Source organism: Chryseobacterium sp. 22532, assembly GCF_052044665.1.
Taxonomy (GTDB): Bacteria; Bacteroidota; Bacteroidia; order Flavobacteriales; family Weeksellaceae; genus Chryseobacterium; species Chryseobacterium lathyri.
On sequence record NZ_JBQENJ010000003.1, the window covers coordinates 466525 to 491074 of the forward strand.

Below are 24550 nucleotides of genomic sequence, written 5' to 3' on the forward strand. Positions count from 1 at the left end.
GTTTTTATTAGCAATAATTATTTACAGACTCAAATTTCTACAGTAGAGTTTCCGGCTCTAATGCCTCAGTTCACTATTTTATTACTTATTAATTTCACAGTAAAACTGGTGATAAAAACAAAATAAATCAATTACACTTTTGGGTACTTTTATCACTGACAGGAAGTACTTTTCTTATAACGAACATTTAAGTTGAAATAAATTATATGGTTATTGACCTCTTGTTAATCACAGGAGGTTTTAATTAAAGCCATTGATAAGGAATTTTGGTAATATTTTTGAGGAAATACAGGAGTTAATTATCCTGTCTTTTATCAATTTTCAGCTCTCTTTCTACTTCATCTATGTTCGGTAAAGGAAGATCGTAGCTTTCTTCAATATATTTCACAACTTCTTCTTCTGTTTTCTCATTTATTTTCCTGATGAAAAGGTGGTTCGTAGCTTTCAGAAAAAGAATAAGCTCATCTGGTGTCTGTTTCTTACCGAATATTGGTTTTTCTATGACGGCTCTTTTATCATCATTTACAATAAGATCGTTAAAAGAAGTATTCATAAGAACAGTCTGGAAAAATGATTCTGCGGGCAGAAATGTATGAAGGTAATAATCCTCAAAATTCATTACTCTTTTATTATTGGCAAGAAAAGCGCAGGTATCTCTGGTAAAAATAACCCACTTCCCTCCTATATAAGGTGTAACTCCTTTCATAAATTCTCTTTTGTACATAAGAGACGAAATCTTATAAGAAAGCTCCGTAAAATGGTTCTGTATTCTCTTAAGAGTATCCGGACGGTAAAACTTCTGATCATAATAGAAAAGATAATTCCTTCCATTATTCGCTGTAAGGAACTTCCTGATGATATTCTGAGATTTCAAAGGGTAATCTTCACCGCTCAGATTAACAAAATAATCCCATTCCTGGTTGACGTTAAGCAGAAATTCCATGGCATCAAGTTCAGCCTGGATCATACTGAATCCTCCGGAAACAATATTGATGCTTTCCAGAATATAAACATTGGGAAACTTAATGAGATACATCTGGATCTCATCGGTAAACTCCTCCTTAGCTTTACGGTCTATGTGGATGAGGTAAAATTGATCTCTTGTATAGATCTTCTGAAACATTGCTTTGAATACTTCCGGCTTATGATGAAGCATAATGAAGTATGCAATTCTCACATGCTGGTCTGTGTGGGATTGTAAAGTTTGGGGTTGGGGGCTGGTTGTAGGAACAGAGGTCTGCATAAGTACGGATTTAAAATCATCCGCTTGGGTGCAAACAATTCAGTTAACGTGCGAAAGCTACGAATAATTTTTTGATAATCAATCATTTAAATCAATTAATATTCAATTTCTTTATTGTAGCTTTGCAAAGCATTTATAAAAACAGGTCTCTGCCTTTTGCTATTCTGTAATAGTTTAAAATCTTCATTTTTCTCTTTCAGTTTTGCTTTTTCAGCTGCCCAATTAAAACTTATTTTTAAATAATTTTTAATACTGCTTCCTTGGTTTTCAGGTTAGAAGTAGTTATAAAGCTCAGAACGGTACGGATTTAAAATCCTGCCCCTGAGAATAAGAACGATATGATATTGCAAAGCTCAGCAAATATATTCCCAACTGAATTTATTGTCAAAGTTAATGCAAAGTAAATAATAATTAAAGATAATGCTTTATCAGAGCTGATATTCATTATTTTGATACAAGACAACAATTCAGATCTTAACCGATTTGGCCACTCAGAACCGGATGTTCCGGTAGAATATGATGAGTTTTAAAAATTTAAATTTAATAAATCCTATAGTCCGTGCCGTTACAGAAGCCGGATATTCCAAACCTACAGAGATACAGTATACTGCTGTTCCCCATATTTTAGCAGGAAGGGATATTATAGGCTATGCCCATTCCGGCACTGGAAAAACGGCGGCATTTGCCATGCCCATTCTCCAGTTATTAAAAAGAAACACACCAGATCATAAAGAAATACGAACTTTAATCTTAACACCAACCCGGGAATTAGTCCTGCAGCTGGAAGAAAGTTTTAAAGTCTACAGTAAATATTTACCATTATCACAGCTTTCCATTTTTGGAGGTGTATTATCCGGAAGCCAGCTTGCTGCTCTCAGAAAAAGAGTGGATATTCTTATTGCCACTCCCGAAAGGCTACTGGATTTGGTAAGCCAACGATATATTGATCTCTCTAAAATTGAAATACTGGTCCTTGATGAAGCTGACAGAATGCTTGATATGGGATTTGCAGAGGATGTAAAAAAGATCCTGAAGCTGGTTTCACAAAAACGACAGACCTTGTTCTTTTCTGCAACTTTACCGCCGGAAGTCCAAAAATTTGCAGATGCCATGCTGAAGAACCCTGTAGAAATTACAGTAAATCCGGTTCCATCATCAATGCATACCATTAACCAGTCTGTTTATTTCGTTGAAAAGACCCAAAAAGCTGATCTGCTTATCAATATACTGCAGGATGTATCTATTTTACGTTCACTGGTTTTTACACGTACCAAGCAGGGAGCCGACAGACTGGTGAAACAATTGGAGCGTACAGGAATTTTTGCAGCAGCGATCCATGGAAACAAATCTCAGATGGCAAGACAGCAGGCTGTGGAAGATTTCAGAAACAGTAAGATCCGTGTTCTGGTTGCCACTGATATTGCCGCCAGGGGAATCGACATTGAAGAACTTCCTTATGTAGTTAACTATGAACTTCCGGATGTACCAGAGACTTATGTTAACCGTATTGGAAAAACAGGAAGAGCAGGAACCCAGGGAACAGCCGTTTCTTTCTGTGATGAAGGACAACGTTCCGACTTAACGAATATTCAGAAGCTGATAGGATTTATCATGCCTGTTGAAAAATTCCAATATATACATTAAATCACAATAAAATAGATGGATGGTTTCTCTAAGAAATTTAAGAAAAAAATCCTCAAAATAATTAATACAACAATTTTTAATACCCATTACAATGCAAGAAGGCACAGTAAAATTTTTCAATGAAGCAAAAGGCTTCGGATTTATTTCTCCATCAGATGGAGGTAAGGACATTTTTGTACACTCTTCAGGTTTAGATTCAAGATCTATCCGTGAAAACGATAAAGTAGTTTTCGAAGTACAAAAAAGCGACAAAGGTTTAAATGCAGTTAACGTAAAGTTAGCATAATTTGAATATAACGTTTAAACGAACATTGACTGATAAGTAGCAATACTTTTATTTGATGTCCGTTAAAACCTCTTACTTAATGTGAGAGGTTTTTTTGTATCCTTAAAAAAACATGATATATTCCCCCAAAATATCCTAAAGTCTCACTTATGTTCCTTAAAAACGGCTATATCCTGCTATATTTGTCCCTAAAAAATATTTCACAACCATCATCAATGAATTTGCTATACGTTAACTGGGATGTAAGTCCTGAAATCTTCAATATTTCCGGATTTCCCCTTAAATATTATGGGGTGCTATTTCTGGCCGGACTTGTTCTGTGCTACACAATCCTAAAAACCATTTATAAAAAAGAAAATCTAAGTCAGCAGGCACATGAAGCACTTTTCTCTTATGCATTTATAGGAATTTTAGTAGGTGCCAGATTAGGGCACTGTCTGTTTTATGATTTTGATTATTACTCCCAGCATCCTATTGAGATATTCCTGCCGATCCAAAAAGGAGCTGACGGAGCCTACCATTTTTCAGGATATGCAGGATTGGCAAGCCACGGCGGCGGAATTGGACTTATAATTATGCTTCTCATCTATGCAAGAAAATTTTCCATTAAGTTTATGACTGTTCTGGATGTAATCGCTATTGCTACTCCTTTGGCTGGAGCATTTATCAGGTTGGGCAATCTGATGAACTCTGAAATTATAGGTACGCCTTCCAATGCACCATGGGCTTTTATATTCAAACAGATAGATAACATTCCGAGACATCCTGCCCAGCTGTATGAGGCGGTCTGCTATCTGATGATCTTCCTTCTTGTGTATTTCATTTATACCAAAAATATCTTTAAGGTCGGGAAGGGCTTTTACTTTGGCATCACTACTCTACTCATCTTTATCGTGAGGTTCTTTGTAGAATTTATAAAAGTAGACCAGGTTGATTTTGAAAAAGGAATGAGCCTGAATATGGGACAAATTTTAAGCATTCCGTTTCTGTTCTTGGGGCTTTTCTTTATTATTAAAAGTATCCGGGACAAAAAAGAAATAAAAGTTTCATAGTCCTTAAAATATAACCAAAACCTCCGGTACCAATTGTAATACCGGAGGTTTTTTTTCGGATTATTTCAAATAAAAAATTGGCTTAATATAATTAAGCCAATCCGTATTCCTCAGAATACTAACATCCACATATATTCTAATTATTGCAATCGGTTTTCCTCTTAAAATCTTTATTTACTGCTGTTTAACAGTTCAAAGTTGCTCAAAATAAAAGTAAAAGAAAAGAAACAGCTATCAAATAAAGCTTTAAGTCTATGAAGGCTTACAACTCAATGGAAGGCTTGTATGTCCTGCCAATCGGAAGTTTTTTGCCCATCACCTGTATCATGCTGGCAGAACGTACCTCAATTTTAGACTTGGAAATAATGTAAGATTTGTGAATCCTCACGAATATTTTAGGATCCAGATTTTCTTCTATCCTGCTGATCGGCATTTTCACTGTGATCGTTCCTGCTTTGGTGTGAATGTGAATATATTCCCGCAGGCTTTCAATAAAAAAAATGTCATGAAGAACAATTTTAATTTGCTTTTTTCCACTACTGATAAAAATATGTTCCCGGTCCGCTGCCTCCAATAAAGCTTCCTCAGCATTCATCAGGTATTTAAACTTTTCAATCGCTTTGGTAAACCTCTCGTAAGGAACAGGCTTCATCAGATAATCTACAATATCAAGCTCATAGCCTTCTACCGCATATTGGTGATAAGCAGTAGTCACGATAACAAGAGGCGGATTTTTTAGTTTTTTCAGGAAATCAAAGCCTTTTACCACCGGAAGATGAAGGTCCAGAAACATCAGATCAATATCATGCCTGTTTAAAAGGGTTCCGGCATAAACAGCATCGGAACATTTTGCCACCAGCTGAAATTCTTCATCCCTTGAAACAAAATTTTCCAGGATTTCTGTGGCTATCGGCTCATCTTCCACGATGAGGCAGCTGTATTTTTTAGAAGCGGAATGTATCATTAAGGTCAATAATTAAGGTTACAATAAAGCGTTCACTGGTACTTTCAACGGTGAGAATGTGCTTTGGATAAAGCAGTTCAAGCTGTCTTCGGATATTTTTCAGTCCTATTTTTGTAGAATTTCCGTGAGGTTTTTCTTCTTTTGAATTTTCAATATGATAATGAAGAACACCATTGTTCAGCTGGATATCAATATGAATAAAGCTCTTTCCAAGGGTTTCTGAAACACCATGTTTAAAAGCATTTTCAACGAACTGGATCAAAATAAGCGGCGAAATCTCCTGGGAAGGATTATCTACATTCTCATTAAAACGGATGACAAGGCCATGGTGCCGGATCTTCTGGATCTGGAGGTAATCTTTGATATTCTCTACATCTTTTTCTATAGAAATATACCGTTCAGCTGCTTCATAAATATTATACCGCATCACTTTGGAAAGCTGTAAGATCACATCAGGTGTTTCATCAGCTTTTTTAAGGGCCATTCCGTAAATATTATTCAGTGTATTGAACAAAAAATGGGGATTGATCTGGGCCTTCAGCATGGTAAGTTCCTGATCCAGCTTTTCTGATTTTAGCTTTGAGATTTGTTCTTTCAGCAGATTCTTCTGCCTTGTAATTTCAACGCCGAATATAAGGCCTGCCATAAAGATCAGATCCATAAAGGAGTTAAAAGCTACGAGTCCGTTGATAAATCCTGAAGGCTGTTTGCCATCCAATGTTTCAACAATTCCATAAATATGGGGATAAATGATATAATGGGTAAAAAACCTGTGGGCAAGAACCGCCGCAATAAGAATAATAACAGAGAGAATGCAGGCAAGAAATCTTTTGAGACCAGTTCTTTCGTACACATACAGAAGAGCATAACCCAACGGAATTTTAATCAGAAGATATCCAAGTTCCAGAATAATAGTATTCTGAAGCCTTATCTGCCATTTTGCATCAGGAAACTGGTATCTTGACCAGTAAAAGTCCAGATAAACTTCCAGAATATAGTACAGTATCCAAAAGAGTAAATGGATATATAATTTTGATTTTCTGCCTGGCATTGAGTGTGATAGGATTTACTATGCAAAATACCATCTTTCAGCGGAAAATAAAAATTTAAGCATTTAACCCACAGCAATGGTCTATGAACTGCAGTTTTCTTCCTTTCCGGTAAAAATAAGCTGTAAAAAACAGCAAATTAAAAGAATATTGAACTCAATTCCATTGGTTCCGCCGCCTACAACATACCATCCATTTTGCCAATGCACAAAATAAATTCCAAAAATCAGGATAATCATATTGCAAATAGAAACTGCCTTTACATAACGTTCCGACCAGATCAGAAATACTGAGAAAAGATGGATCAGCTTCACAGCCCAGGCCAGGTAAAGTCCAAAAGGACTGAAGCCTATGGTATCAAGGTAAAGACGTCCAAAATTATTAACATCGCCACTGAAAATAGATACTACACTGTGCATCAGTAAAATAACCGACAAAGCTGCGCGGAGATAAAAGTTTTTTTTCATGAATCTAAATTAAAAAAGCACAAAAAACAATGATGAACATCAGGTACCAACAGCTTAAAAGTGCATATAAAAGTTAGATTAGACAATGAATTCCGAATTTACCATATCTAATGCATTATACATGAATTATTAAAATATTACTCATGTAAAGGATATATCACATTACATACCAACCGGATACGCTCTTCAACTGCTCTAAAATTGAGCTTCCACACAAAAAAAATCCAAAATATGTGATTTTTAGGCACAACATTTGCTGCTGTATGAACATATTATACACCACTTCATTTTTATAATATATTATTTTCCACAATCCTCAGCATGCTGAGGATTTTTATTGCTACTCAATAGTGAAATCAGTTCTCGTTTTTAAATGAGAAAATACATTTTTGATAATCAATGATTTAAAATAGGTTTATTCAGTTAATTATCGTATATTTGTATATTAATTAATAGGCCGCTGCCTTTGCCCTCTGTTACAGTATAGAAATTCTTTCTTTTCAGTTCCCGCTTTTCAGATGCCTCATTTTTTAAAAATCACTTCTTTTACTGATGAACGCCCAAACAAACTGCTTTCGACGCTTCGTTTCATAAAGAAGAACAGACGGACGACTGCAGCTTTATAAGACTTGGCAGATCAGGTAAACAAATACAATATAAAATTTAAATACTAGAATAATTTATGGCAGACTCTTTTTCTAAAAAAGAAAATTTCAAGAAAAAAATTCAAAAGCAAAAAGAAAAAGCGCTGAGACGCGAAGATCGTAAAACGAATAACAACAAGGGTGCAGAAGATGTTTTCATGTATGTAGATGAATTCGGAAGACTTACCTCTACACCTCCTGAAGACAGAGAAAGACAGGAAGTAAACATTGATGAGATCCAGCTTGGTGCCGCTCCTATTATGGCAGAAGAAATCAGAAAAACTGGGATCATCACTTTCCACAGTGAGAAAGGCTATGGCTTCATTACTGAAGACAACAGCAAAGAAAATGTTTTCTTTCACAACAACAGCTGTGCACATCCTGTAAAAAAAGGGAACAAAGTATCTTTCGAGAAAGAAAAATCTCCAAAAGGATTCTCTGCTGTTAATATCGAATTGGTTAAATAAATAACATTCTGCTTTATCATGCAGATGTTGTCAGATAATAATAAAAGCCGCTCCACAGAGCGGCTTTTATCATATTTTACACTTTATTGAACATTTTTTCCAGGACTTCGTAGCGGTAGTCGAAAATATGTTCCAGTTTCTTTTTAACGAAAAGTGGATGGGCTATTTCACCCAAAAACCCCATTGGAAGTTCATAATCAATGGTATCTTTCATGAGTACGCCCTTTTCGTTGGAAATGAATTCATGATGATGGTGCCATAGCTTATAGGGTCCTTTTTTCTGAAAGTCTATAAAGCTTTTCTGAAAATCAACTTTAATAATTTCTGTCTGCCATTTCATTTTTATTCCGAATAAAGGCGAAACGTAATAATCGATGAGCATTCCTTCATAAATTTCATCATTTTCCATTGTAGTCAGGACGATAAAATTCATGTCTTTCGGTGTAATCTCGGAAAGATTATTAGCTGAGGAAAAAAATCCCCAGGCGGTTTCTATATTGCAGCTGAGCTGCTGTTCCCGGACAAGGCGGTGCTTCATAATTTTCCTGTATATTATTGATAGATCCACATCAGAACCGGTTCCCCGGTCTTTTGAATCATAGGATCTATTTCTTTCATTGCGTTGTTAGAAACAGTAGGACACCCCCAGCCTTCGGGAGAACCTTTTGGAAAAACTTCGTCGTCGCTCATCTGATCCCATGAATGGAAAACGATATATCTTTTTAAAGCATTAGTATTTGTTTCTTCCAGACCGTGCATCAGATACTTGATATTGATTCCCCAATCACTATATCCTCTTCCCTGTACCTTATATTTTCCCAAAGATGAAAGATGGCTTCCGTCTTCGTTGCTGAACTGTGGACTGTCTTTTGAACCATCTGAACTCCAGGGATTTGAGCCACAGCCATGACCCACAAGATATTTCCTGACCACTGATTTCGTTTTAAAATCCCAGACAAAAAATCTTTTAATTCCCGAATGAAGGCTCATATCGATCAGGATACAAAAATCTGTATTTAGCTTTTTTGAAACACAGAATTTCAGAGCTTCTTCAGCCTTTGCTGTAATTTTAGAAAGATCAGCTTCCGGCCTGTTGTCGTCTTTAATGAAAGAATTTGCTATAACGGAATAGTCTTTTTTAGATTCATTAGTACATGAAAATATAAGATGTAAAACAAAAATTACAGCAAAAATCTTCATTGAAAAATTATTTATAGTGTCTAAAAATTCCAAAATCGGAAGGTGTCCATAGGGCAGCCTTCTGTCCTGCGGCTTTCAGTGCATCATTTGCCCAGGTATTACAGGTATTCAGGAAGCTGTACTTTCCTTTGGCATCATAAAAAGCATCGTTTACATCATAAACAGCATTGGTGGGAATCAGGATAAAGTTTCCGTTCTGATCCCTGTCAAATTTTTCTTCTATAAATTTCACCAGACTCGTATATTGATTTCTGCTGATCATGATCTTTTTGCAGTCTTCGCCTTCTTTCATGCTGTTGTAATAGGAACAGTGCATGGCTGAATCGCTGAGCCAGAAGGCAGCTTTAAAAGCAGTGGAAAACTTCAGATCTGCCCACGTCGGAGTATCCAGATAAAATCCTTTGTCTCCCCATCCTATTCCTATATAATTGTAATCTGTTCTTTTCGATTTTGTATTGGAAAACGGAACTTTTGCGCTCCAATCCTGAAGGTCATTTTTTACAGGCATTACAATATCTGTATGCACACCGTTGGTATAAATATAAATCGGAATATCTTTCGGTTGTCCGTCATTATCTGCAGAAACTTCTATAAGCGGAAGTAAAAGGCCCAGAATAACATACAAAGCAACAATTCCTAAAATAATCCCTATGGTTTTCAGGACATACAGCAATACAATTTTCACACTCATGTTTTAATAAAATTTAATCTTCAATTTTCTGTAAAAGTATTTGTTTTAATCGAAAAAATGATTAAATTTAGTTACGAAATATTCACAAATATGCGTAAAAATACAAAATCACAAAAAAGATTTAAAGTACGGGTAAAAACAGCTCCAAAAAGAGTACAAAAAAAGCGTTGATTTTCTGTGGGACATTGGTCTCCTGAAAGTCAATTTTCTTTTTAGGAAAAGTTTTTCAGAGATTCTTACTGAATTAAATCTTAACCTCCTTAAGACCGACAGCTTAAGGGATGGTCATTTATCCTCCTCAACTTTGGGACCAAAAATTCCAGACCAGGATTCGTCACCAAAAATTTATCCTAAAGTTTATCTGAAGAACGTTCCAAAAATTCAATATTCCGCTTCAGGCCGGCAAATTTGGTTCTCTTTACAGGGGATTTTCTGAAGATCTCAGAGAATATTTCCTGGGTAATTTCTCTCCACTCTTCTTTTTTGAAATTTTTCAGGGATTCATTCGGAGCAAAACGACTCTGAAGGTTAGGTGAAGAAAATCTATTCCAGGGACATACATCCTGGCAGATATCACATCCGAACATCCAGTCTTCCATTTTATCTTTAAAATGATCGGGAATTTCGTTTTTGAGCTCTATAGTTGCGTAAGAGATGCAGCGGCTTCCGTCAATAATCTTTTCTGAAACAATAGCATCCGTAGGACATGCATCAATACACTTCCTGCAGGTACCGCAATGATCTGTAGTGGCATGATCGGGGATTAATTCAAGATCACAGATGATTTCCGCCAAAAAATAGAAGGAGCCATTTTGTTTTGTGATGAGATTGGCATTTTTCCCTACCCAGCCTATTCCTGACTTTCTGGCCCAGCTTCTTTCCAAAACGGGTGCAGAATCCACAAAAACCCGGAACCCGAACTCTCCTATCTCCTGCTGCAGTTCTGAAACCATCTCGCGGAGAATTTCTTTTACCACTTCATGATAATCTTCTGCGTAAGCATATTTTGAGATCTTATAATTTCCCAGGGCCGAAATTTCTTCTTTTGGAAAGTAATTATAAGAAAGTGAAATAACAGATTTTGAGCCTTCTACAAGCAGCCTGGGATCCAATCTTTTGTCAAAATGATTTTCCATGTACTTCATTTCGCCATGAAAATTGTTTTTAAGCCATTTTTCAAGATTCGGAGCATCTTCTTCTAAGAAATCCGCCTTTGAGATCCCGCAACTCTGAAATCCAAAACGTTCTGCTTTAGATTTTATAAGCTGGGAATATTTTTCGGCACCGCCATTCAGGATTTCCATTCTGCAAAATTAAGCTTAATTTATGAATCTTACGATCTTTGGTAAGAAGTGAATGAGCCTTAAGTTTTAAGCATTTTTGGGAAAATTTAAGTTTAGATAAAGAGTTTTTTCAGGAAAAAATTGCGTATTTTCGTTCTTATTTTTAATCTTAAATTACACAGTTATGTCTTTAATAGAAGTTATACAGTCTGGAAATTATGAATTAATTGATGTTCGTGAGCCTATGGAGCTTGAAATGGACGGAAATATAGACGGAGCCCAAAATATCCCTCTTGGTGAAGTAGAAGACAGAAAGGAAGAGATCTTATCTATCGAAAAACCTGTGATCTTATTTTGCAGAAGCGGAAACAGAAGCGGAAAAGCATTGGAATATCTTAATGGGCAGGGCCTGAAGGATGGTTATAACGGCGGAGGCTGGGCTGATCTGAAAGCAGTGTTGGAAGCAAATCAGGGAACTTTTTAAAGTTCCTTTTTTTATACTCATTCATCATGAATCTGAAAGGATACTTCACAGATCTTTGTCTTCATTTTACAGAAGACGGGACCCTTATTGAAAGTATGTGGCAAGAAATTGAAATCCAATATTCCGGAAAAGGCAGGTATTATCATGATCTTTTTCACCTTGAGAATATGTTCATAGAACTGGAAAGTGTAAAAAAACTTATTGCCGATTTTTCTCCTGTTTCATTTTCCGTTTTTTACCATGATGTTATTTATGATGCTTCTTCAAAGTCCAATGAAGAAAAAAGTGCATCGTATGCTGCAGAACAGCTTCATAAAATGGGATTGCCTCAAACTATAATTTTAAAAACAGAAAATCAGATCTTAGCTACAAAATCCCATCAAAAGTCTGATGATGCGGATACAAACTATCTTCTGGATGCAGACCTTTCTATCTTGGGAAAAGATTCTGCAATATATTTTGATTATACCCGGAAGATCCGGAAGGAATATGCTCTTTATCCTGATCTTCTGTACAAACCGGGAAGAAAGAAGGTATTGAAACATTTCCTGGAACTGGAAAGTATTTTTAAAACAGAGCATTTCAGGGACAAATATGAGCAGCAGGCAAGAGAAAATATAGCTGCAGAAATTCAGCTTCTATAACTGTAGTAATAAAGGAGATGCGGCTTTGCCGCATCTCCTTTATTAAACCACTCATTCAAACACAACTCATCAATTTGTACAGAAAATATAAATAGACAATTTAAATCAGATATTGTTTAATTACATGACTGAAAATAAAAAGCACCTTGTAACACAAGATGCTCTTATTACTGATTATGCTTACAGCTATATTTTTTCTATAAATTCTGATACCTTAGCCAAAACAAGCTCTGGATTTTCTTTATGCGGCGTATGCCCTATTCCCGAAATAATATATTTTTCTGCAGGACCGCTTACCTGAGAAACTGTTTTTTCAACCTGATCCAGGGTGCCATATTCATCAGCATCCCCCTGAATAAAAAGTAAAGGGCATTGAATATCTTTTAAAAGGTATTCAATATTCCAGTTTCTATAATCTTCACGGGTCCAGGTTTCCGTCCAGGCCCTGAAAAGCATTTCCACTTTTTCTCCATGGTATTTGGCAAGACGTTCGGCAAGATTGGTCGTTTTATAAGCATCCCAGGCTTCGTAAACTCCTTTTAAAGTAACTTCTTCTACAAAAATATGTCCTGCTTCACAGATTATGCCTTTTATTCTTTCGGGATATTTTGCAGCTGTAATGAGGGCAATGGTTCCTCCGTCGCTGTGCCCGAATAGGATGGCATTGTTGATATTAAGCTCTGTCAGCAGCTCATTCAGTAAATCTGCTTCCAGTTCCATATAATTAACCGGCCTTTCGTGGGTCGGCATAGGTCCGGACTTCCCATAACCTAGTCTGTCATATATAAGAATATTACAGTCCGTAATTTCAAACAGTTTTGTCGGAAGATCTCTCCAAAGTTGTGCGCAACCCAAGGAATCGTGAAGAAAAATAATAACAGGTTTTTCTTCGACTATGTTATTGTATGTGATATAAAGTTTCTGACTTCTTACTTCTATTATCCTCTCTTCCATTCATTCGGTTCTATAAGCCTGGAACTTTTGCTGCTTCAAATTCCTTTAGTAAATTACTGAAAACAGTTTCTACCGGTAATATATCGTTGATCAAAGCAGAAACCTGTCCAATCTCCAGCTCACCGTCTTCCATATCTCCTTCGAACATTCCACGCTTTGCTCTTGCACGTCCCAATGAAGCTATTAAAGCTTCTTTATTTCTTCCTGACTGGTAGATGTCTTCCAGCTCACCAAAGAACTTATTTTTCACCATCCTTACAGGCGCCAGTTCTTTTAAAGTAAGGTGGGTATCACCTTCATTCAGTTCTGTAATTTTCTTTTTCCAGTTTTCGTGAGCACTTGCTTCAACGGTAGCAGCGAACCGGGAACCGATTTGTACACCGTCTGCACCGAGGATCATGGCAGCTTTCATCTGAGAGCCTAATGCAATTCCTCCGGCAGCAATCAATGGTTTGGAAATATGTTTCTTTACATTCGGGATCAGACAGAAAGTGGTGGTCTCGTCTCTTCCGTTGTGTCCCCCTGCTTCAAAGCCTTCGGCCACTACAGCATCTACTCCTGCTTCTTCGCATTTTACAGCAAATTTAGTAGATGAAACAACGTGGGCAACTTTTATTCCTTCTTTTTGAAGCGTTTCCGTATAGGTTTTAGGATTTCCGGCTGAAGTAAAAACAATCTTCACATCCTCTTCCAGAATGATCTGGATGATCTCTTCAAGGTTAGGATACAGCATAGGCACATTAACACCAAAAGGTTTATCTGTAGCCAATTTACATTTCTGAATATTTTCTCTTAGGATATCAGGGTACATGCTTCCCGCTCCTATGATTCCCAAACCTCCACAGTTGGAAACCGCCGAAGCCAGCCTCCATCCTGAATGCCAGATCATCCCTGCCTGAATAATAGGATATTGTATGTTAAAAAGCTTTGTAATTCTATTTTGATCTGCCTTCATTTCCTGAAGTTTTTTTGCTGAATTGAAATCTATAAAATTGCTCATGCGTAAAAATAATAAAAAACGTGGGTTCTAAAGGAAATATCCTGACTTTTTGGTATAAAAAAACCCTCAGAATTTCTGAAGGTTTTATATTTTATTTTTTGATCGATTCTTTTTTCCAGTTGGCTTTGAATTTACAGTTATCATAACGCCCGTCAATTGATATAAAGGTTGTCGGTAATTTAGAGTTGACAAACTTCTCAATCATTTCGTTACGCTTTTTGTTGAGCGCCATCTGCTTGATTCTGTTATAATCTGTTTCCAGTGTGATCTGGTGGGCAGGAATAACATCTTCTAATTTGATGATCTTCACTACTTTTCTTTTATTGTCCTCATCTTCGAAAGCGGAAGTAATATCTCCTTTGTTCAGACCTGCCAATTCATAAGTGATAGATCCGGGAATACTTTCTCTTTCAATTTTATCAGAACCGTCTGCACCTGAAATAATTCCGGCATTGAATTTCGTTCTTTTATCATCTGAAAATTTAAAAGCAGCATCTTTAAATGTTATTTTCCCGTCAAGAACAAGTTTTTTGATACTGTCCAGTTTTGCTTTTGCTGTCTTTATTTCATCATCTGTAGGAGTCGCTTTCAATAAGATATGTCTTGCGTCGTATACTTTTCCTGATTTTTTGATCAGCTGTATGATATGGTATCCAAACTCGGATTCAATGGGATCTGAGATCTCATTTTCCTGAAGGTTCAGTGCAGCCGCTTCAAACGGCTTAACCATTTGTCCTTTGTTTATATTTTTATAAAGTCCTCCATTCGCAGCAGATCCTTCATCTTCAGAATAAATTCTTGCCTGGCTTTCAAAAGTCTCTCCGGCGGCAATATCCTGCTTAATTTTATTTAATCTTTTGATAAGATCTTCTTTATGCGCATCGGTCAGTTTAGGGTATATCATGATCTGTGCTAAAGAGATTTCATCCTTTACTTCCGGAAGCTGCATTTTGTACAGGTTATAGAAGTCTGTAACCTCATTTGGGGTTACGTCTGCCTTTTCAGTGATACGCTGATATTTTGCCTGCCCGTAATATTGGTCTACATCTATCTTTTCAATAGCGTTTTTCATTTCATACCCATTTCTGAATTTATATGCAGCAAGCATCGTTTTTTCGTCAGGGAACTGAGAAAGCAATTGACGGTATTTTGCATTGGCCTGCTCTTTAATGGCAGCAGAACGGTTTTCAATTAATGTATCTTTTTTGGCTTCGTATACAAGAAGCTTGTTGCTGATCAGGTTTTCAAGGAAGTCACATTTGTCAGTCTCAGAGGCTCCCTGTTGTTTGGCATAGTTCATCTGCTCATTCACATCCGATTCCAAAACAATTTCATCACCGATAACAGCAGCAATACCATCCACTAGTTCTCCCGGTTTTAGCTGAGCATTCATGTTTGAAGAGAATATCATCATGAAAATCCCAAGAAGAAAAGTGATTTTTAGTTTATTTGTCATTTTACTATTTTAAACAAGTTGCAAATTTAGAATACTTAACGAATTAGTCTAAATTTTTTATTATAAATATTTCTTAAAAAGACTTATTTATTGCAGTTCAACATCGAATGTCGTTAATTCTTTGAATTGTCTTAATCTGCTGAACATATCCGCTTCATTTACTTCCTGGATTCTTTCTGTTCCGAATTTCTCAACCGTGAAGGAAGCCATAGCCGAACCTACGATTAAAGCAGACTTCATGGTCTCGAAATCAAACTTACCTTTTTTGGCAAGATAAGCTGCAAAACCTCCTGCAAAAGTATCTCCTGCCCCGGTTGGATCAAAAACCTCTTCTAATGGAAGTGCAGGGATAGCGAATACTTTATTGTCGTGGAAAAGTAAAGCTCCGTGCTCTCCTTTTTTAATGATTACATAGTCAGGACCCATGGTGTGGATCTTTTTAGCTGCTTTTACTAAAGAATATTCTCCTGAAAGCTGTCTTGCCTCTTCATCATTGATGGTAATAACATCTGTTTTAGCAATCATATCCATCAGGATATCCCATGCTGAATCCATCCAAAAGTTCATAGTATCAAGGATAACAAGTTTTGGACGTTTGTTCATTTTTTCCAGTACGGACAGCTGAACACCAGGGTGCAGGTTACCAAGCAGAAGAATCTCTGCATCTTGCATAGAATCTGGAATTTTAGGATCAAAATTCTCCAAAACATTCACTTCTGTAGCCAAAGTATCTCTGGTATTCAGATCATTATGATATTTCCCGGACCAGAAGAATGTTTTTCCTTCTTTTACGATCTCAATTCCTTCAATATTTACATCTCTGTCTGTGAACATATCAAGGTGCTCCTGTGGGAAATCTCCTCCAACAACGGAAACAATACCAGATTTAACGCCTAAAACGGATGAAGTGATGCTGATATAAGTAGCTGCCCCTCCTAAAATTTTATCAGTTTTACCAAATGGCGTTTCGATTGCATCAAATGCAACGCTTCCTACAACTAAAAGTTTCATATATTTTTCAATGTATTTTAAAGTCAATTATTTTTTCCATTCAAAAGTGTCCAACAGATGCTTCATATCATCTTTGATATAGTTCACTGCCGGGGCCAAAGAATCAGGTTTTGGCCTTGTATTAAAGTATAAATAAGCAGTCACAAAATGTTTTGTGCTGTCTGTAATGTAAAATTGAAGATTAGAAGCGCTCTGCCCCTTAAGCTCATAGAAGTTTCCGTACACTTTTTTGTCCGGGTATTCAAATGATTTGGTATCGATGGAACTTGCTTTAATGGTATGCTCATAAACCATTTTCTCAGCTTCTTTGATATGATCTGCAAAATCATTCTGTATCGGATAATAGGTCACAAAGACCTTGGCTTTCATTTTTGGATAATTTATATAATACCAGCACGGCTTTTTAGCATCGGAAATCGATGCAAAGTCTGAATATTCAAAAGTATAGGCACAGTTATTCTCAAATTTCTGATATTTGGGTGCCGGATACTCCAGGCGGAGTTCCCCGTAAGGTTTTGGAACATGATCTTTTCCGCAAGAAATTAAAAGCAGTGATACAAAAATAAAAATGACGTTTTTAATCATTTTGCAAAAGTACAAATTAGATTTTAGATTTTGGGAGACAAATTTCAGTCTTTCAGTGAGTTTTGGATGTAGTTTTCCAAAGGTTTGGGAAAAGATTTGTCGTGAGAAGCTTCAAAGTCTGTAATGAGGTACTGATTTTCGGCTATAAAACTATCCCAAACCGCTTCTGAATCGACCTCAACATTAGAAATTTCAATGGTGAGATTCTTATGGGTAAGCTTATGGGTAATGGTTTTTACATTCCTGATAAACGGTTCCAAATCGGCAGAAATTACCGGTGGAAACTCAAATAATTTCTTCCAGATGAAATCGTCTTTTCTCTGCCGGATCAGAAACTGTCCGTTTCTGTGCACAAAATAATATTTCAGGGCAAGATCTTCTGTTTTTATCTTTTTTGTCTTGACAGGGTACTCTGATGTTTTCTGCATAGAAAATGCAAGACAGTCATCATTTACCGGACATTCGCCACAGAGAGGATTCTTAGGCTTACAGATTTCTGAACCGAGATCCATCATAGCCTGATTAAAATCGCCTACATTTTCTGGCATGACCAATGTTGCCAATTGAGAAAAATAGGAAAAGGCCTTTGAATTGGAAATATCAAAATCATCGGCAAAAATACGGCTCAAAACCCTGTAAAAATTACCATCAACAGCCGGCATTCTACCTCCAAAACAGATGCTTGAAACTGCCGCAGCCGTATATTTCCCGACTCCTTTTAATTTCAAAATCTCTTCATAATTGGCAGGAAAAACACCCTGATAATCATTCATGATCTGTTGTGAAGCTTTATGGATATTAATGGCTCTTGAATAATATCCAAGCCCTTTCCAATAGAGCAGCACTTCATTTTCGTCAGCTTCAGCCAGTGTCTTTACATCTGGAAATCTTTTAATGAAATTATTGTAATGATTGAGCCCCTGACTGATCCTCGTCTGCTGAAAAACAATTTCGCAGATCCAGATTTTATAAGGATCTTTTGTCTGTCTGAAAGGCAGATCTCTTGCATTTTTCCCGTACCAGCTCAGTAATTTATTTCCAACATGGAGAAATTCTGAACTTTTATTATTTTTTTCCAAAAACCTTTGTCTGTTTAAATGATTTGAGGGAATTCTTAACTGCAACTATTTTTATGATGCTTCGACTTCGCTCAGCGTGACACCTCTAATGCCATATAGCTGCAGATTGTCATGCTGAGCAGAGTCGAAGCATATTTTGCAACCTCTTTTTAAAAAGCTTAAAATGCTGTCAGTTCCCGTTCTGCAAAGATAAAATTATTTATCCTTTTTAATGGAATATACGGGAGCAGCTTTCAGCCATTGATATTTGAGATTTCTTTCTGCAGCAATAAACCGGTAGCCTTCAAGTTTTTTCAGGTAAAGGTAGATTGAATCTGGCTTAAGCTTCAGTCTTTGATCAGAAAGAAACATGAACGGATAATCCATCACTGAATCTCTTATTGTTTTCAGTACTTTTCCGGATCTTACTTTGTAAAGAAAGAATGTTTTCCCTCTTCCTTTTGAACTGTCAGTTAGTTTCACATTGGAACTTGCAATAACCAGCTCGCTACCGTCAAAGCATTCTTCTTCGTTCATGATATAAGCTTTTCCCTGCTGCCGTTCGTCTTTAAAAAGATCTACTGCATAATGGTCCGGCGCCTGGTATTTTTTCTCACATCCCGACAATATAATCAGGAGGAGTACAGGCAGAAAGAGGTTTAAACTATTTTTGATCACATTAATTTTCATATGAATTGGCAGTAAAAAACCGATGTAAAAATGCATCGGTTTTGTTATTAAAATTGGGTTGTTGTTATTCCTGAGTATATTGTGCATCCCACTCGTTACCATCATCTCCTTTATGCCCGTCCAATTTAATAACGAAACTTTTTGTAGGGAAATAAGGGGTCATACGGATATCAAGCCATACTCTGTCTTTATTGACTCTGTCCTGCTCGAAACGAACAATTTTGAACTTTTCAATCAATTTGTCCGGACCTTTGATATTGTCAAGGAAGGTTACAATCTGCCTTCTCAAATCGTCTTCGTTCTTGGCATTCCAGTTTTCGAAGGCTCTTCTGTTCAGGAAGTCAAGTAAAACTTTAGTTACGTAGTCGAATACACGCACTACTGAATAGGTCTGAAGACCGATGTTATCTCCTGTAAACAGTGTTTTAGCAGAGAATGCCATGATTTTTCCATACTCGTTCACCATTGGAACAAGACCCATTTTTTCTAACTGAGAAATTTCACTTTTCTTCAATTCGAATTTTACGGCATCTACTTCGTTGATATTACCATGCTTTTTACCTGCTGCCACCTGAGACATCAAAGTTTTGTGGATTTTTCCAGCTAATGAAGTGGAAGGCGGAAGCTCTACATTTTCTTCTTCTCCTACTTCTTCAGCTCTTCCTCTGCCCACAAGCCAGTTGCACGTCATAATAACGTTACTTCTGTGAAGCTCGCCTCCCGTAAGGTTTGCAGAATGGAATAAGTCTACTACGTCATCCGGTTTATCCAGATTGGCAAAGTCGGTTACCATCATTACTTTGTTCTCATTACAGATCTTTGCCCATTTTTCAATGACTTTGTTTGAGCCTAAATATCCAGGTATTGCCAGGATAGAATAGTTGTCTCTAAGATCTAAACGGTCGTAATAGTTTTTGAATTCTTCGGAAATAGCATCAATGAATAAAGGATTATCCAGATCTGAAACCTGCTCAAGGCTTGCATTAACGATGCTTACATTATCCACTTTATCCAGTTCTGTATTTTTATAGAACTGAGCTACAGTTCTGTAGTTGGTTTCCAACAGACGTACTGCATCAAGTGTATTTTTCAGGTTGGTCTTTAGATTCTGATCTGCTGCCTGCGCTTTGGTTTTGCAGGTATCTGCCATTTTATCTGCAGACTCATTTCCTTCTAAAAGACTCACCCAAAGGTTTATTTTTTGAAGAAGCTCTTTTCTTTCGTCTGATTTATTGGTGTCCGTCAGGAAAATTTCTTTCCTGGCTTTTCTTGTAGGGTTCATATTGGCGATCCCGTCTACAACGGATTCAACAAAGCCAAAACCTCCTATTTTATTAAGCTCCGCAAGCGGGTTACCTTTCGGCTGCCCTGAGTGCTGCTGCTGACTCTGCTGTTGGCTTTCTTGTGCCTGTAATTTGCTATCCATGATTTGATTTAGTGTAAATAATTATTTTTCAAGTTCTTGTGCCACATCTTTCAATACTTCGATGAATGCAGCTCTGGTCTGTTCATTCTCAAGCATATTACGCAGAATCTTATTGGTCTTCAGCTGGCGTACGATTTTATTGTACTGCTCCTGTTCCATGCTAAGCTGCTGTAAATAGTCTGATTTCTGAGTAAGATTTCTAGGGGTAAAGTCTGCAAGATTCTGAAAACGGAATTCCTCCTCCACTACTCCACCATCTTCCGTCTCGTGCTGTACAGCTACGGATGGTTGAAAATGTCTGAAGACGTCGTCTACAGTTTTTAATCCTGTTACGATTTCAGGGGTATAAGATTCTTCTGTAGTAAGCTGGCTCACTATCAGCGATTTGTTTTCCTGTATTTCCTGAATAGCTTCATTAGCGTCTACTTTTACCTCGTTGCCGCCAACACCATAATTAAACATTGCCATATTATTGTTATTTTGAGATTTCTGATTTTGGTTTGGATCTGTCTTTGAGTAATTTACTGATGAATCAAATAAATTACCAATCCAATGTTTAAATTTAAAAAAAAACTGTAACATACAAAATTTTGTAAAGATTTTTCTTGAAATATTTAATTTAAGCTAATTTATATTTAACGTAAAATCATGACTTTACGATATCACTAAACTATGAAAAATAAATAAAATAAGCTGTGGGAAAATAAAAATAAATCTTTGCATGCTTTGCATTTATAAAAAAGCATCAACCACGTATTAAAATAGGAATTCTTCCGGTATGAGGAAAAAAATTCTTTATATTTAAACAAAGTAACAGAGTCATGAAAGATGTAAAGATCGCGTTTAGAAAACCAATATATCCTGTTTCAGAAGCATTAAATCAGTATTTGGAAAGACATAACAGAACGACTAAGATCCAGTTTTTATATGAAGATCTGCTGAGATTCAGCGACAGTGTAAATATTCTGGATAAGGAGGGCAAAGATACTTTGTGGCTTGGTGTATTGTATTCTGAGCATGAATTTAAAGAAATAGAGGCTAATTTAAATAAGATTTACACCCTTCTTCATTCCGATGGAGACGAGGCAACTTTGCCTTATCTGAAAGTGGATACGATCGACTTTTGTACTTTCGGAAACTCTAAGCCTTTTCGGATTCGGGTGAGAAATATTCTCAATGACAATCATACTAATTTTTATATTAAACAGGCTGATGCTTCCCGTATCTATGGGCTGGAAATTGAAGATCTGCTTTCTCCCAACCGAATTAATTTCCTTATCCACAAAAATACCCTGATAGAAGAACATATCTTAGGAATTCCCGGAGATATTTTTATCCAGAAACATTTACAGAACTGTACAGAACTGGAAAAAGCACAGATTTCCAAGGAATTTGTAAAATTCAATGAACGTTGCCTCATTGGGCTGTTGGGTGACATGCGTTCTTATAATTATGTTATTATTCCCATTCACGATTTCGACCAGGTTATTTACAAGATTCGCCCCATCGATTTTGACCAGCAAAGCTATGAAGGGAATTTGAAAGTTTATCTTCCCCAATATTTTAAAGAAAACAACGCGATGGTTAGCATGGTACTGGAAAAACTGAAGCCTAATTCTATAGAGCAGTATCGTAAAGAAGTACGTTCACAAATTGTAAAAAGAGTAACCAGCAGCAAAAGCAGATTCAATGAACTTATTGCCATTATGAAAAAAGAAGATATTGCGCCGGAAGCTAATGTTACAGAGCTGAAAACAGCTTTGCAAAAACTTACCTACGACGTCAACTTCAAGTATTGTAAAACCATGGGTGACATTATTGAAACCGGAATAAATTTTGTCCTCCGGAATTATAAGAAAGCATATTAAAAAAAGAATCCATCTCACATTTAATGGGGATGGATTCTTTCTTTTCTAACAATTTTTGGTTATTCTACCAAATTTTTATTCTGTCCTGAGGCGCTTTATACATTTTGTCCCCAGGTTTAATATCAAATGCTTTGTTGAATGCGTCCTGATTGACCAGCGGCCCGAATGCCCTGAACACTCCCGGAGAATGCGGATCGGTCTTCACCTGGTTAATCATATACTGGTCGGTAGATTTTGTTCTCCATACGGTTGCCCAGCTCATGAAGAATCTCTGATCCTGTGTAAATCCACTAATTTTTCCAGGGTTTCCTTTATCTTTCAGGTACATCTGAAGGGCATCATAGGCTACAGCTACTCCACCAAGGTCCCCGATGTTTTCACCGCTTGTAAATTTACCGTTTACAAAGCTTCCTTTTACCGGTTCGTAAGCGCTGTACTGAGCCGCCAGCTGTGCTACTTTTGCATCAAAGTTCTTACGGTCTTCATCCGTCCACCAGTTGTTGAGGTTTCCGTCCCCGTCAAAACGCGAACCGCTGTCATCGAATCCGTGAGAGATCTCGTGTCCGATAACAGCACCGATTCCTCCGAAGTTTACGGCAGCATCAGCTTTAGGATTATAGAAAGGAGGCTGAAGAATGGCCGCCGGGAAAACAATCTCATTGTTTGATCCGCTGTAGTAAGCATTTACAGTTTGCGGAGACATTCCCCATTCTGTTTTATCAACCGGTTTTCCTACTTTATCAAGGCTTCTCTGATATTGCCACGCAGCTACGTTCTGAAGATTGGAGTATAGTGTTGCACCCTGTTTTGGAGATTCCACCTTTAACTGGGTATAATCTTTCCATTTGTCGGGATAAGCAATTTTCACAGTGAATTTAGACAGTTTTTCCTGAGCTTTCACTTTAGTGGCCGGAGACATCCAGTCCATATCGTTGATATGTGTTTTGAATGATTTTAAAATATAGTCAATATACATCTCCATCTGAGCTTTTGCTTCAGGAGTAAAATATTTTTCAACGTATAATTTTCCGAAAGCTTCACCAAGGACTCCATTCACAAGGCTAAGCCCTCTTTTGTCCATCGGGCGCTGCTCTTTCTGGCCCTGAAGATACTTTGAATAGAAATCGAATCTGATCTGCTCAAGCTTATCATCAAGATTGCTGGCATTCCCGTTAATTAAATGGTATTTCAGATAATCTTTTAACAGAGGAAGATTTTTTTCAGTGATGAACTGATCCATATTCTGATAATATTTCAGTTCTCCGATGATTACTTTATCGGTATTCACACCTGCATCCTTCAGATATTTAGCCAGGTTAACATTTTTAACCAGTCCTGGAAGTTCAGCTACATTTTTAGGGTTATATCTCAGGTTGGCATCTCTGTTCTGCTCCAGAGTCAACAGGTAGTTAGCAAGCTGCTTTTCAAATGCCACTACATTCTGCGCAGCCTGTGCTGAATTTTTATTTCCTAAAACATCGAATAATTTCCCGACATACATCTGGTATTCTGCTAAGGTTTTAGTATTGGCATCATTTACTTTCTGATAGTAATCTCTTCCTAATCCAAGATCCGGACCGCCAAGATATACTGCATTCATTTTAGAGTTCTTCATGTCTGCGCTTACCCTCCAGCCGTAAAAGGAATTGTCTCCTAACTTTGTGGCTTCAAGAAGGTATTTCTGCAGGTCATTAAGGTTTTTGATCGCCTCAATTTTTGATAAATCTCCTTTGATTGGAGCCAATCCATCTGCATTCCTTTTGTTTACATCCATGAAAGATGCGTATAGATTCTGAATTTTCTGGCCTTCTGAACCTTCAGAATATGTTTCGGATAAAATTTTATTCAGAATATCCAGAGAAGCATCATCTACATTTTCTCTCAACGCATTGAAAGAACCCCAGCTCGCTTTATCGGAAGGAATCTGGGTAGTTTTCACCCAATTTCCGTTCACATAGCTAAAAAAGTCATCCTGCGGGCGGACGCTTTTATCCATATAAGATAAATTGATTCCTTCTTCTTTTAATTCTTCTTTCACAGGCTCTGCAACAGCAACCGTAGTTTCAGTTTTTGTAGCAGCAGTTTTAGCCGTTCCGCATGAGTTTAAAAATACAATGCCGGAAAGAGCAAGTATTCCAATATTTAGCTTTTTCATTAAAGATAATTTTTGATTTAACACAAACTTACCAAATATACAAACTTTAATGATAGCTAATTAATGATAATTGATAAATGATGAGAAGTTGGTGATTTGGGTTGTGATTCGAGTTGCTGGGTACGGGTGAGAGTTTGAGAGTATCAGTGACAGTGTTTTAGAGTGGAGATTATTGTTAAAAATGATATTTTTATGATGTTATCTGTAACCTGAAAAAAAATAATCCATT

25 protein-coding genes are annotated in these 24550 nt (G+C 36.9%); 7 read left to right on the forward strand and 18 right to left on the reverse strand.

Annotated features, from left to right (window positions below; all coding sequences use genetic code 11):
• Positions 1 to 295: 295 nt before the first annotated feature.
• On the reverse strand, positions 296 to 1243 hold the full coding sequence (locus tag ACTJIV_RS09955; protein ID WP_111956078.1) for a beta-1,6-N-acetylglucosaminyltransferase: 948 nt from the start codon (positions 1241 to 1243) through the stop codon (positions 296 to 298).
• A gap of 519 nt (positions 1244 to 1762) precedes the next feature.
• On the opposite strand from ACTJIV_RS09955, the gene ACTJIV_RS09960 reads away from it, so the two are divergent.
• From ACTJIV_RS09960 to lgt, 3 genes are all read left to right on the forward strand, one after another.
• The gene (locus tag ACTJIV_RS09960) at positions 1763 to 2887 is read left to right on the forward strand and encodes a DEAD/DEAH box helicase (RefSeq protein WP_336380094.1); all 1125 of its coding nucleotides are present in this window, start codon (positions 1763 to 1765) and stop codon (positions 2885 to 2887) included.
• A 91-nt stretch (positions 2888 to 2978) separates the two neighbouring features.
• On the forward strand, positions 2979 to 3173 hold the full coding sequence (locus ACTJIV_RS09965; RefSeq protein ID WP_034704100.1) for a cold-shock protein: 195 nt from the start codon (positions 2979 to 2981) through the stop codon (positions 3171 to 3173).
• Between the two features lie 215 nt (positions 3174 to 3388).
• A complete protein-coding gene (lgt, locus tag ACTJIV_RS09970; RefSeq protein ID WP_440627176.1) occupies positions 3389 to 4225 on the forward strand; it encodes a prolipoprotein diacylglyceryl transferase in 837 nt (278 codons plus the stop codon).
• Positions 4226 to 4487: 262 nt separating this feature from the next.
• Here the strand turns inward: lgt and ACTJIV_RS09975 are convergent, their stop codons facing one another.
• From ACTJIV_RS09975 to ACTJIV_RS09985, 3 genes are all read right to left on the reverse strand, one after another.
• Entirely contained in the window at positions 4488 to 5189 is a 702-nt protein-coding gene (locus ACTJIV_RS09975; protein WP_440627178.1) for a LytR/AlgR family response regulator transcription factor, read from the reverse strand.
• Positions 5170 to 6240, reverse strand: a complete 1071-nt coding sequence (locus ACTJIV_RS09980) for a sensor histidine kinase (protein ID WP_440627180.1) — start codon at positions 6238 to 6240, stop codon at positions 5170 to 5172. The genes ACTJIV_RS09975 and ACTJIV_RS09980 overlap by 20 nt, the downstream gene beginning before the upstream one ends.
• A gap of 81 nt (positions 6241 to 6321) precedes the next feature.
• Positions 6322 to 6705, reverse strand: a complete 384-nt coding sequence (locus tag ACTJIV_RS09985) for a DoxX family protein (protein WP_223558617.1) — start codon at positions 6703 to 6705, stop codon at positions 6322 to 6324.
• Between the two features lie 682 nt (positions 6706 to 7387).
• Between ACTJIV_RS09985 and ACTJIV_RS09990 the strand changes: the two genes are divergently transcribed.
• Positions 7388 to 7816, forward strand: coding sequence for a cold-shock protein (locus ACTJIV_RS09990; RefSeq protein WP_111956070.1), 429 nt, complete (start codon positions 7388 to 7390; stop codon positions 7814 to 7816).
• A 76-nt stretch (positions 7817 to 7892) separates the two neighbouring features.
• On the opposite strand, the gene ACTJIV_RS09995 is transcribed toward ACTJIV_RS09990, so the two are convergent.
• The 4 genes from ACTJIV_RS09995 to queG all read right to left on the reverse strand — a co-directional run bounded on the left by ACTJIV_RS09995 (position 7893) and on the right by queG (position 11011).
• Positions 7893 to 8354 (reverse strand): SRPBCC family protein, encoded by a 462-nt coding sequence (locus ACTJIV_RS09995; protein WP_223558616.1) that lies wholly within the window; start codon positions 8352 to 8354, stop codon positions 7893 to 7895.
• A gap of 14 nt (positions 8355 to 8368) precedes the next feature.
• Positions 8369 to 9016 (reverse strand): murein L,D-transpeptidase catalytic domain-containing protein, encoded by a 648-nt coding sequence (locus ACTJIV_RS10000; RefSeq protein ID WP_440627183.1) that lies wholly within the window; start codon positions 9014 to 9016, stop codon positions 8369 to 8371.
• 7 nt (positions 9017 to 9023) lie between these two features.
• Positions 9024 to 9701, reverse strand: coding sequence for a TIGR02117 family protein (locus ACTJIV_RS10005; protein ID WP_373865955.1), 678 nt, complete (start codon positions 9699 to 9701; stop codon positions 9024 to 9026).
• Between the two features lie 356 nt (positions 9702 to 10057).
• Positions 10058 to 11011, reverse strand: a complete 954-nt coding sequence (gene queG, locus ACTJIV_RS10010) for a tRNA epoxyqueuosine(34) reductase QueG (RefSeq protein ID WP_440627185.1) — start codon at positions 11009 to 11011, stop codon at positions 10058 to 10060.
• A 163-nt stretch (positions 11012 to 11174) separates the two neighbouring features.
• Between queG and ACTJIV_RS10015 the strand changes: the two genes are divergently transcribed.
• Positions 11175 to 11474 (forward strand): rhodanese-like domain-containing protein, encoded by a 300-nt coding sequence (locus ACTJIV_RS10015; protein ID WP_111956060.1) that lies wholly within the window; start codon positions 11175 to 11177, stop codon positions 11472 to 11474.
• A 26-nt stretch (positions 11475 to 11500) separates the two neighbouring features.
• Positions 11501 to 12118, forward strand: a complete 618-nt coding sequence (locus ACTJIV_RS10020; RefSeq protein WP_440627187.1) for an HD domain-containing protein — start codon at positions 11501 to 11503, stop codon at positions 12116 to 12118.
• A gap of 186 nt (positions 12119 to 12304) precedes the next feature.
• Here ACTJIV_RS10020 and ACTJIV_RS10025 read toward each other — a convergent pair whose 3' ends face one another.
• The 9 genes from ACTJIV_RS10025 to ACTJIV_RS10065 form a co-directional block, all read right to left on the reverse strand.
• The gene (locus tag ACTJIV_RS10025; RefSeq protein ID WP_440627189.1) at positions 12305 to 13072 is read right to left on the reverse strand and encodes an alpha/beta fold hydrolase; all 768 of its coding nucleotides are present in this window, start codon (positions 13070 to 13072) and stop codon (positions 12305 to 12307) included.
• A gap of 10 nt (positions 13073 to 13082) precedes the next feature.
• The gene (locus ACTJIV_RS10030) at positions 13083 to 14072 is read right to left on the reverse strand and encodes an NAD(P)H-dependent flavin oxidoreductase (protein WP_440627191.1); all 990 of its coding nucleotides are present in this window, start codon (positions 14070 to 14072) and stop codon (positions 13083 to 13085) included.
• Positions 14073 to 14163: 91 nt separating this feature from the next.
• Positions 14164 to 15528 carry a peptidylprolyl isomerase gene (locus ACTJIV_RS10035; protein ID WP_111956054.1) on the reverse strand — a complete coding sequence of 455 codons (1365 nt, stop codon included), beginning with the start codon at positions 15526 to 15528 and terminating at the stop codon, positions 14164 to 14166.
• An 87-nt stretch (positions 15529 to 15615) separates the two neighbouring features.
• The gene (locus ACTJIV_RS10040; protein WP_223558609.1) at positions 15616 to 16539 is read right to left on the reverse strand and encodes a PfkB family carbohydrate kinase; all 924 of its coding nucleotides are present in this window, start codon (positions 16537 to 16539) and stop codon (positions 15616 to 15618) included.
• Between the two features lie 27 nt (positions 16540 to 16566).
• Entirely contained in the window at positions 16567 to 17124 is a 558-nt protein-coding gene (gldD, locus tag ACTJIV_RS10045; protein WP_111956052.1) for a gliding motility lipoprotein GldD, read from the reverse strand.
• A gap of 44 nt (positions 17125 to 17168) precedes the next feature.
• Positions 17169 to 18203, reverse strand: coding sequence for an A/G-specific adenine glycosylase (gene mutY / locus ACTJIV_RS10050; protein WP_440627193.1), 1035 nt, complete (start codon positions 18201 to 18203; stop codon positions 17169 to 17171).
• A 195-nt stretch (positions 18204 to 18398) separates the two neighbouring features.
• A complete protein-coding gene (locus tag ACTJIV_RS10055) occupies positions 18399 to 18872 on the reverse strand; it encodes a hypothetical protein (RefSeq protein ID WP_440627195.1) in 474 nt (157 codons plus the stop codon).
• Positions 18873 to 18936: 64 nt separating this feature from the next.
• Complete coding sequence (locus ACTJIV_RS10060) at positions 18937 to 20298, reverse strand: DUF5458 family protein (protein ID WP_111956046.1); 1362 nt, start codon at positions 20296 to 20298, stop codon at positions 18937 to 18939.
• A gap of 21 nt (positions 20299 to 20319) precedes the next feature.
• The gene (locus ACTJIV_RS10065; protein WP_223558606.1) at positions 20320 to 20766 is read right to left on the reverse strand and encodes a type VI secretion system contractile sheath small subunit; all 447 of its coding nucleotides are present in this window, start codon (positions 20764 to 20766) and stop codon (positions 20320 to 20322) included.
• A gap of 353 nt (positions 20767 to 21119) precedes the next feature.
• Between ACTJIV_RS10065 and ACTJIV_RS10070 the strand changes: the two genes are divergently transcribed.
• Positions 21120 to 22166 carry a hypothetical protein gene (locus ACTJIV_RS10070; protein WP_223558605.1) on the forward strand — a complete coding sequence of 349 codons (1047 nt, stop codon included), beginning with the start codon at positions 21120 to 21122 and terminating at the stop codon, positions 22164 to 22166.
• Between the two features lie 64 nt (positions 22167 to 22230).
• Here the strand turns inward: ACTJIV_RS10070 and ACTJIV_RS10075 are convergent, their stop codons facing one another.
• Positions 22231 to 24321 carry a M13 family metallopeptidase gene (locus ACTJIV_RS10075; protein WP_440627198.1) on the reverse strand — a complete coding sequence of 697 codons (2091 nt, stop codon included), beginning with the start codon at positions 24319 to 24321 and terminating at the stop codon, positions 22231 to 22233.
• Positions 24322 to 24550 lie beyond the last annotated feature (229 nt).

Coding starts and splice junctions, on each gene's coding strand:
- ACTJIV_RS10070 (WP_223558605.1), top strand. CDS start 21,120: ATGAAAGATGTAAAGATCGCGTTTAGAAAACCAATATATCCTGTTTCA.
- ACTJIV_RS10065 (WP_223558606.1), bottom strand. CDS start 20,766: ATGGCAATGTTTAATTATGGTGTTGGCGGCAACGAGGTAAAAGTAGAC.
- gldD (WP_111956052.1), bottom strand. CDS start 17,124: ATGATTAAAAACGTCATTTTTATTTTTGTATCACTGCTTTTAATTTCT.
- ACTJIV_RS10075 (WP_440627198.1), bottom strand. CDS start 24,321: ATGAAAAAGCTAAATATTGGAATACTTGCTCTTTCCGGCATTGTATTT.
- ACTJIV_RS10055 (WP_440627195.1), bottom strand. CDS start 18,872: ATGAAAATTAATGTGATCAAAAATAGTTTAAACCTCTTTCTGCCTGTA.
- ACTJIV_RS09995 (WP_223558616.1), bottom strand. CDS start 8,354: ATGAAGCACCGCCTTGTCCGGGAACAGCAGCTCAGCTGCAATATAGAA.
- ACTJIV_RS09960 (WP_336380094.1), top strand. CDS start 1,763: ATGAGTTTTAAAAATTTAAATTTAATAAATCCTATAGTCCGTGCCGTT.
- ACTJIV_RS10000 (WP_440627183.1), bottom strand. CDS start 9,016: ATGAAGATTTTTGCTGTAATTTTTGTTTTACATCTTATATTTTCATGT.
- ACTJIV_RS10060 (WP_111956046.1), bottom strand. CDS start 20,298: ATGGATAGCAAATTACAGGCACAAGAAAGCCAACAGCAGAGTCAGCAG.
- ACTJIV_RS09955 (WP_111956078.1), bottom strand. CDS start 1,243: ATGCAGACCTCTGTTCCTACAACCAGCCCCCAACCCCAAACTTTACAA.
- ACTJIV_RS09990 (WP_111956070.1), top strand. CDS start 7,388: ATGGCAGACTCTTTTTCTAAAAAAGAAAATTTCAAGAAAAAAATTCAA.
- ACTJIV_RS09965 (WP_034704100.1), top strand. CDS start 2,979: ATGCAAGAAGGCACAGTAAAATTTTTCAATGAAGCAAAAGGCTTCGGA.
- queG (WP_440627185.1), bottom strand. CDS start 11,011: ATGGAAATCCTGAATGGCGGTGCCGAAAAATATTCCCAGCTTATAAAA.
- ACTJIV_RS10025 (WP_440627189.1), bottom strand. CDS start 13,072: ATGGAAGAGAGGATAATAGAAGTAAGAAGTCAGAAACTTTATATCACA.
- ACTJIV_RS09975 (WP_440627178.1), bottom strand. CDS start 5,189: ATGATACATTCCGCTTCTAAAAAATACAGCTGCCTCATCGTGGAAGAT.
- ACTJIV_RS10015 (WP_111956060.1), top strand. CDS start 11,175: ATGTCTTTAATAGAAGTTATACAGTCTGGAAATTATGAATTAATTGAT.
- ACTJIV_RS10040 (WP_223558609.1), bottom strand. CDS start 16,539: ATGAAACTTTTAGTTGTAGGAAGCGTTGCATTTGATGCAATCGAAACG.
- ACTJIV_RS10030 (WP_440627191.1), bottom strand. CDS start 14,072: ATGAGCAATTTTATAGATTTCAATTCAGCAAAAAAACTTCAGGAAATG.
- ACTJIV_RS09980 (WP_440627180.1), bottom strand. CDS start 6,240: ATGCCAGGCAGAAAATCAAAATTATATATCCATTTACTCTTTTGGATA.
- lgt (WP_440627176.1), top strand. CDS start 3,389: ATGAATTTGCTATACGTTAACTGGGATGTAAGTCCTGAAATCTTCAAT.
- ACTJIV_RS10020 (WP_440627187.1), top strand. CDS start 11,501: ATGAATCTGAAAGGATACTTCACAGATCTTTGTCTTCATTTTACAGAA.
- ACTJIV_RS10035 (WP_111956054.1), bottom strand. CDS start 15,528: ATGACAAATAAACTAAAAATCACTTTTCTTCTTGGGATTTTCATGATG.
- ACTJIV_RS09985 (WP_223558617.1), bottom strand. CDS start 6,705: ATGAAAAAAAACTTTTATCTCCGCGCAGCTTTGTCGGTTATTTTACTG.